The 6,000-nt window shown below is 73.5% G+C and carries 5 protein-coding genes; 1 reads left to right on the forward strand and 4 read right to left on the reverse strand.

Features of this window, described 5'->3' with window-relative positions; translation table 11 throughout:
* Window position 1 precedes the first annotated feature (1 nt).
* The 4 genes from MTF69_RS35970 to MTF69_RS35985 all read right to left on the reverse strand — a co-directional run bounded on the left by MTF69_RS35970 (window position 2) and on the right by MTF69_RS35985 (window position 4,073).
* Window positions 2-688, reverse strand: coding sequence for a uracil-DNA glycosylase (locus tag MTF69_RS35970; protein WP_243340579.1), 687 nt, complete (start codon window positions 686-688; stop codon window positions 2-4).
* Window positions 689-873: 185 nt separating this feature from the next.
* A complete protein-coding gene (locus MTF69_RS35975; RefSeq protein ID WP_243340580.1) occupies window positions 874-1,728 on the reverse strand; it encodes a PEP/pyruvate-binding domain-containing protein in 855 nt (284 codons plus the stop codon).
* The gene (locus MTF69_RS35980) at window positions 1,725-3,431 is read right to left on the reverse strand and encodes a PEP-utilizing enzyme (RefSeq protein WP_243340581.1); all 1,707 of its coding nucleotides are present in this window, start codon (window positions 3,429-3,431) and stop codon (window positions 1,725-1,727) included. The genes MTF69_RS35975 and MTF69_RS35980 overlap by 4 nt, the downstream gene beginning before the upstream one ends.
* Before the next feature lie 18 nt (window positions 3,432-3,449).
* Complete coding sequence (locus MTF69_RS35985) at window positions 3,450-4,073, reverse strand: TetR/AcrR family transcriptional regulator (protein ID WP_243340582.1); 624 nt, start codon at window positions 4,071-4,073, stop codon at window positions 3,450-3,452.
* A 217-nt stretch (window positions 4,074-4,290) separates the two neighbouring features.
* Here MTF69_RS35985 and MTF69_RS35990 point away from each other — a divergent pair, with 217 nt between their 5' ends.
* On the forward strand, window positions 4,291-5,934 hold the full coding sequence (locus MTF69_RS35990; protein WP_243340583.1) for a von Willebrand factor type A domain-containing protein: 1,644 nt from the start codon (window positions 4,291-4,293) through the stop codon (window positions 5,932-5,934).
* Window positions 5,935-6,000 lie beyond the last annotated feature (66 nt).

The following is a 6,000-nucleotide window of genomic DNA, read 5'->3' on the forward strand; positions in this document are numbered from 1 at the left end:
GTCACCCCGCGGAGGGAAGCCGCCAGTCCACGGGCTGCACGCCCTGGCGGACCAGCAGGTCGTTCGTCCTGCTGAACGGCCTGGACCCGAAGAACCCGTTGTCCGCGGACATCGGGGAGGGGTGCACCGACTCCACGGCCGGCAGCTCGCCGAGCAGCGGCCGGAGGTTGCGCGCCTCGCGCCCCCACAGCACGGACACCAGGGGCTTGCCACGGGCCGCGAGCGCGCGGATCGCCTGTTCGGTCACCGCCTCCCAGCCCTTGCCGCGATGGGCGTTGGGCTTGCGCGGCGCGGTGGTGAGCGAGCGGTTCAGCAGCAGGACGCCCTGCCGGGTCCACGGGGTCAGGTCCCCGTTCCGGGGCTTGCCCGTGCCGAGATCGGCGTGCAGTTCGCGGAAGATGTTGTCGAGGCTCGGGGGCCACGGGCTGACGTCGGGGGCCACCGAGAAGGAGAGGCCGATCGCGTGCCCCGGCGTCGGGTACGGATCCTGCCCGACGATCAGCACCTTCACCTCGTCGAAGGGCTGCTGGAACGCGCGCAGCACGTTCGCGCCCGCGGGGACGTAGGTCCTGCCCGCCGCGATCTCCGCGCGCAGGAAGTCGCCCATCGCGGCGATCTGCGCCGCCACCGGCTCCAGAGCCCGGGCCCAGCCCGGCTCGACGATCTCGTTCAACGGTCGTGCTGCCACGATCGATCACTCTACTGGCCCAGTCCGCCGCCCGCTGCCACCGCCCGCACGCGCGGGGCCGGCGGTACGACGGTCCGCTCCGGCCGGCAGGCAGCGCCCGCCGGTGACCTGATCGACTTCATGGACGCGCCGGATCACAACCAGTCCATGATCGTCCCGAGCCGAGGTGGGCGGCTGGGCAGTGGTCAGTGCGGGGGCGCGGCCCCGGTCAACGGCCGGCGCTGGAGCAGACGGAGGCGATCGGCGACGAAGGCCCACTCCAGGTCCTGCGTCCCGCCGAAGACCTGTTCGCAGCGTGCGGTGAGTTCCCGCAGGCTCTCCAACCGCGTCCCGTCGAGGCAGAGTCGGTGGATCCGGTCGGCGGGGACCGGGACCTGGCTCGTTCCGCCGGCCGGCGCGGGCTCCACGGCCAGGTCCTTCGTGCCCGCCCTGCGCTCGATCACCCGGCCGTCGCGGCGGACCCGGTAGTGATCCGGTACGACCAGGCCGCTGACCACGGCTTCGCCCAGGCCCCAACTCGCCTCGATCACCAGCACGTCGGAGCCGTCGAGAGGGTCTCGGGAGAACAGGACTCCGGCGCACTCGGGTACCACCAACTCCTGTACCACCACTGCCACTCTGGGCCGGCCGGGCAGCCCGAGCCGCTCACGGTAGGCGAGCGCGGCGGCCGACTGCGCGGAATCTCTGACCATTCGGACCGCCTCGGTCAGCCCGTCCGGACCCCGTACGTTGAGGCAGGTGAGGTGCTGTCCGGCGAAGCTCGCCGCGGCCGAGTCCTCGCCCAGCGCGGAGGAACGCACGGCCAGCCCGCCGCCCTGCAAGCCGGCGGTCGACACGTGCAGGGCGGCGAGCGCCTCGTCGTCGCCCGCTGCGACGGCGTCGACGAACAGCCATTCCAGGGCGATTCCTTCCGGTACCGGTAGACCCGCCCGGGCGGCGGCCGCGAGCTGCGAGGACTTGCCGCCGTATCGGCTCTCGTCGGTGGCCAGGCGGAGCGGCACGGGGGCGGACCACGTGCTCGGCCGCAGCGGACCAGTCATCGGACCACCGCCGCCTCTCCGGCCCGGCCGTCGACGCGCACCCAGGCGCCGTCGGGTATCACCGCCGTGGCATCCGTGCATCCGACGACGCCGGGGATGGCGAACTCACGGGCGACGATGGCGGCGTGGGAGAGCGCCCCGCCGCGATCGGTGACGATCGCGCCGAGCAGTGGCAGGACGATGTTGAAGGCCGTGGTGGTCGCGCCGGTGACCAGGACGTCGCCGGGCTGGATGCGGTCGAACTCGGGCACGCCGCTGATCACCCGCGCCGTGCCCTCGTACACGCCCGGGCTCGCGCCGAGCCCGTGCACGGTCCGCCCCTCGGTCCGGGCCGCCGGGTTGCTGAACATGGCAAGGACGACGGCCCCGAGGGCGCGTTCCAGGCGTGCCGCGGCGGGCGGCAGCCAATCGGGCGGCAGCGGGTCGCCCGGCGGCGGACCCAGCATCGGCGGCGCGTCCGCGTACCGGGCGTGGTCGCGGTAGTGCGCCCGGGCGGCGAGTTCTGCGGCGTCGGGCCCGGAGCCCGTACGGACCAGGGCGCGCAGCTCGGCGTAGTCCGCCTCGGCCAGGTGGGCGGGTGCGTGGATCCGGCCCTGCCCGGTGAGCCGTCGGCCGGCCGCCAGGATGGCGCGCCGGGTGAGGCCGATGGCCGGCAGGTCCGCGCACGACCCGCGCTCGTCGCGCAGCCGGGAGACCAGCCGCGCTTCGGCGAGCAGCTCGTCGAAGCGGGAGCGGTGCGGCGCGGGCACGGCGTCGCGAAGGTCGGCCGCCGCGTCGGCGCGCTGGTCGGCGCGGGCGTCCGCCTTGGGCCCCGTCGAGGAGGAGACCGCCGAGCGAATGGCCGCGAGTACGACGGCGGGCAACTCCGCCACGCAGGGATCGCCCACGTCCTCGCCATTGACGGGGCGCCAGCCCGCCGTCTCCAGGTACTCGGCGAGGGCCGTACTCGTACGTCCCGCGACGGCCCCCAGCGCCGCCAGCAGCTCCTGGGGTCGCGCCGTGGAGGCGAGCAGTCCGCTCGCCCGGGGGTCCGCTGCCACGGCGGCGGCCAGCTCGGCCAGTTCCTCCCGGTCCGCCAGCGGGTCGGGGCTCGATCCGGCCAGCGGGGCCAGGATCTCGCCGGTGGTGCGCCCGGTCCATTCCTGGCAGTGTGCGAGCAGATCGCCCATCGGCAGCAGTGCCGGCATGTTGAACAGGTGGTGCATGTAGCCGGCTCGGCGCTGGTGCTCCCGGCACCGGTCGAGGTACGCGAGCAGACCGCCGGTATCGAGGAGACCGGGCTCGACCTGCTGCAGTTCGCGCCGCTCGCGCTGTAGCCCGGGCCTGACCTCCTCGTCCCAGCGGCGCAGGTCCTCGCGCCACAGCTTGCGCTCGAAGACGGTCGCGCTGGTCGCGAGCCTGGTGCGGATCTCGGGATGATCGGCGGCAAGGCGTTCCCAGACCTCTCGCGGCGGGTGGTCCGTGGCGTCCGGCGGGGCTCCCAGCGGCTGGGGATGGTAGTAGCAGAAACCGTTGACGAAGGCCCAGTCCAGCCGTTCGAGCAGCGACCCGTACCGATGGAGGCTCTCTCCGAAGCCGCGGTGCATCTCCTCGATGAAGATCTCGGCGTGGAACCTGGTCACCGGGCGGGTGAAGTGGGTCGGGTCCAGGAACCAGGTACCCGGCCCCGGCGGAGCGAAAGTGCGTTCCGTGGCGATGCTCATGGCTCTCCTCCTTGCCGGTCATCTGTCCGGGTGGCGTAGCGGGCCGTCCGGGTCTCGCCGCAGCTCGTCCGTGAGCACCCGCACCGCCCAGGCGGCGGCCGTGCCGGCTTCCGCCCCGTCGAGCCCGGCCTGCAGCCGCATGGCCTGCCAGGCCGGGGCGCTCACCAGCAGGTACACCACGGCGACCGCGCGGCGGCGGGCTACCGGGTCGGCCTTCGCCGTGAGCTCGGCCAGCGCCGCCTCCACCGAGTGGAACCGGTGCCTGCGGCCCTGCTCCCGCAGCGGCCGGGCCGCCTTGGAGTTCAGCATCGCGAGGATCAGAGGCGCGTGCTCGTCGTACGAGCGGTAGAGCTCCGGCGCCACGCGGCGCAGCCCGTCCAAGGTGTCCGGGTAGGACTGCATGAGCACGTGCAGATTCTCCTGGGCCCACCCGCTCCAGGCCGCGAAGAGCGCCTCCCTGCTGGGGAAGTGCCGGTAGACGGTGCGGACGGCGACGCCTGCGCGCTTCGCCACGAGCGGGATGGTCAGCTCCTGGACGCTTTCGTCGGCGATGGCCTCGGTGAGCGCGGCGAGGATCAGCTGCCGGGTCTGCTCGAGTTGTCCGGCACGCAGCGGACTCTCGTACGCGCGCTTCTCTTTCATGGCACGTCGACCGTACTCCAATTCACGCCAAACTGTCAAGAAACGGTATAAACCGGCCACCGGGCCCGGTCCGGGCCGCCGGGCCCGGTCCGAGTCACCTCCGGCGCCTCCCCGGCCGCCCGTTGTCGCTTCGATACCTGTTCGCAACAGGTTCGATTGCTCCAACTCCCGCTCCCGGGCGTCACATTCAGCACCGATGACGTTCGAGGGAGACGGTATGGAGACCCACGAGGACCGCACGCCCGGCGTGCCCCGCACGCCCAGTACCCCCGGCCCGTCCCGCAGGGGCCGCCCGGCCCGGCGGAGAACCTACGGCAGACTGACCGCCGCGCTCCTCGCCGGCGGCCTCCTGCTGACCGGCTGCGGAAGCGGCGGTTCGAACCGCAGCGCCGACGGGGAGTGGAAGGGCGGCGACTCGAGGCCGCGGCCGTCCGCCACCCGTCCCGGCGGGGAAGGCGGGGAAGGCGGGGAAGGCGCGGAAGGCGCGCAGGGGGAGAGCGACGGGCGGCGCCCCACCGCACCGCCCGCCGACTACCTCTCCACCTTCGCGCTCGACGTGGACACCGCCAGCTACGGGTACGCCCGCCGCACGCTCGCGGACGGCAAGCTCCCCGACCCCGCCACCGTGCGCCCCGAGGAGTTCGTCAACAGCTTCCGGCAGGACTACCGGGAGCCCGACGGCGACGGCTTCTCCGTCACTGTCGACGGGGCCCGCACCACCGAGGCGGACTGGTCCCTGGTCCGCGTCGGCCTCGCCACCCGGGTCGGGAACGGCGGGGCGGACGGCGCGGAGGCCCGGCCACCCGCGGCGCTCACCTTCGTCGTGGACGTCTCCGGTTCCATGGCCGAGCCGGGCCGCCTCGACCTCGTCCGCAGCTCCATGAAGCTGATGACCGACCAGCTCCGCGAAGACGACTCGGTCGCCGTCGTCACCTTCAGCGGCAGCGCGCAGACCCGGCTGCCGATGACCCGTGTCGAAGGCAACCGCGACCGGATCCACGAGGTCGTATCCGCGCTGCGCACCGCCGACTCGACCAACGTGGAGGCCGGGGTCGTCCGCGGGTACGAGGTCGCGGTCGAGTCGCTGCGGCCCGGGGCCACCAACCGGGTCGTCCTGCTCTCCGACGCCCTGGCCAACACCGGCGCCACCTCCGCCGACACCATCCTGAACCGGATCGGCGAAGCCCGGACCGAGCACGGCATCACCCTGTTCGGCGTGGGCGTGGGCAGTGAGTACAACGACGCCTTCATGGAACAGCTCGCCGACCGGGGCGACGGGCACACCACCTACGTCTCCGACGCGGAGGGCGCCCGCAAGGTGTTCTGCGAGGACCTCCCGGCGCAGGTGCAGTTGCGGGCCCGCGATGCCAAGGCGCAGGTGGCCTTCGATCCGCAGACCGTCGAACGGTTCCGGCTGATCGGCTACGACGACCGCCGCGTCGCCGACGGCGACTTCAGGAACGACACCGTGGACGGGGGAGAGGTCGGCTCCGGCCACACCGTGACCGCCCTGTACGCGGTGCGGCTGCGCCCCGGCGCCACCGGACACCTGGCGACGGCGACGGTGCGCTGGCTGGACCCGCGCACCCGGGCGCCGCACGAGGAGTCCGGCCGGATCGAGGCGGCTGCCCTGTCGGGCGACGTGTGGACCGGGGCGTCCACCCGCTTCCAGGTCACCGCGGTGGCGGCCTACTTCGCCTCCGCCCTGCGCGAGCGCGACGGGGGCTGGGAGCGGGTGCCGGGGGCCGTCCCGCTGGGGAGCCTGGCCGGGCACGCCGACAGGCTGGCGGGGAGCACCGAGGATCCGGCCGTACGCCAGCTGGCGCAGGCCGTGCGCGAGGCCCGCAGTCTCACCTCCTAATAACGTTGTCAAGCTGCGGTTGTGACGGGGAGTGCGCTTTGGTAGCACCGTCCGTCGCGGAGGAGG

The organism is Streptomyces sp. AP-93, from assembly GCF_022808175.1.
In the GTDB taxonomy this organism is placed as follows: Bacteria; Actinomycetota; Actinomycetes; order Streptomycetales; family Streptomycetaceae; genus Streptomyces.

Excerpts from the sequence above, each read along its gene's own strand:
- MTF69_RS35975 (WP_243340580.1), bottom strand. The coding sequence starts at position 1,728 with ATGACTGGTCCGCTGCGGCCGAGCACGTGGTCCGCCCCCGTGCCGCTC.
- MTF69_RS35980 (WP_243340581.1), bottom strand. The coding sequence starts at position 3,431 with ATGAGCATCGCCACGGAACGCACTTTCGCTCCGCCGGGGCCGGGTACC.
- MTF69_RS35985 (WP_243340582.1), bottom strand. The coding sequence starts at position 4,073 with ATGAAAGAGAAGCGCGCGTACGAGAGTCCGCTGCGTGCCGGACAACTC.
- MTF69_RS35990 (WP_243340583.1), top strand. The coding sequence starts at position 4,291 with ATGGAGACCCACGAGGACCGCACGCCCGGCGTGCCCCGCACGCCCAGT.